The 1109-nt window shown below is 34.0% G+C and carries 1 protein-coding gene; it reads right to left on the bottom strand.

All coding sequences use genetic code 11. The features are described from left to right. Positions 1–412 precede the first annotated feature (412 nt). Complete coding sequence (locus tag A5875_RS17220) at positions 413–877, bottom strand: winged helix-turn-helix domain-containing protein (RefSeq protein WP_176244741.1); 465 nt, start codon at positions 875–877, stop codon at positions 413–415. Between the last annotated feature and the right edge of the window lie 232 nt (positions 878–1109).

Raw genomic sequence — 1109 nt, 5'->3', positions numbered from 1 at the left:
TCTTTGTATTGCGGCACTCTCTATTCCAGTTAATTGTCTTCCTATATTTACGTTTATGTGATAAATCATTTTTTCTCCTCACATTTATTATTCTTGTAAAACCGTCAAATTCAAAATAAAACCTCATCAATAGTGCAAGTCATCACTTGACGCCTATAAAAATCCCTGCAAGTCACTTAACATGCTTTATTTGAGTTACTATAGAATAATTAGTTTCTTGCTAAAATAAAGACTTATTCTTGAGTGATGTTATCTTATTTGCGCTTTCACCTTAGTTTTATCCTCTAAAATAACGTCTTCTATCCAAACAAAAGAAGACAAAAAGACCTACCTACAGTTATCAGATATGGCAGGTCTATTTTTTTGTTTCCATAATCAATGGAGAGAATGGCGTGTCAATACGATCAACCGATCAACTTTCTACTGTTTCTGTCTCTTTGATAGGAACGGTAATGGACACTTCTTGTAAAGTAAGTTCTTTCAAGCGATAGCCCTTTCCCCATGAGGTCACTAGACAGTTTTTGTTGAATCCGGCATTATCGATTTTGATTCTCAGATTTTTTACGATCCCAGATAATCGGCTGGCCATTGAATTGGTTGGCGCCGCTCCCCAAAGCTCATAGCAAAGCGCTTCTCGAGTAATGAATTCACCCTTCAGGTCCTCTAAAATAGTAAATAATTGTTTTTCCTGTGTTGATAAGCTAATGTCTAAATCTTTCAATAAAGAATTTTTCTTCTTTTTAAATGATTGTTCCAGCAGATCGTTCTTTTTCTCATTTCGAGTCAAAATTTCACGGAAATCGTCTAACCCAGAATTATTAGAGAAAAAGCCAACGACGCCATATTTTGACCACGCTCTTCTTTCTTCCTCTGACAATTCCTTATTGTTCTTTCGAATAATCAAAGGAATATAATCTGTCTCTTATACACATCTAGATGTGTATAAGAATATAGTATTGTTCTTTAGAAGTCTTTTTCCCGGAAACATTCTCTAAACAAGGTGACGGAGTATCTGTTTTGTATTTATCAAAGTAATAACTAATTTTTTTTCTCGATTTTTCTTTTATCATTTTTACCAACGCGAAAATTGTTGAAGTCTTTTGTGTGAT

Origin of the sequence: Enterococcus sp. 3H8_DIV0648, from assembly GCF_002140655.1 — a bacterium.
In the GTDB taxonomy this organism is placed as follows: Bacteria; Bacillota; Bacilli; order Lactobacillales; family Enterococcaceae; genus Enterococcus_A; species Enterococcus_A hulanensis.
Note: the sequence above shows the minus strand (reverse complement) of the source record. Positions and strands in the feature narration are given on the sequence as shown.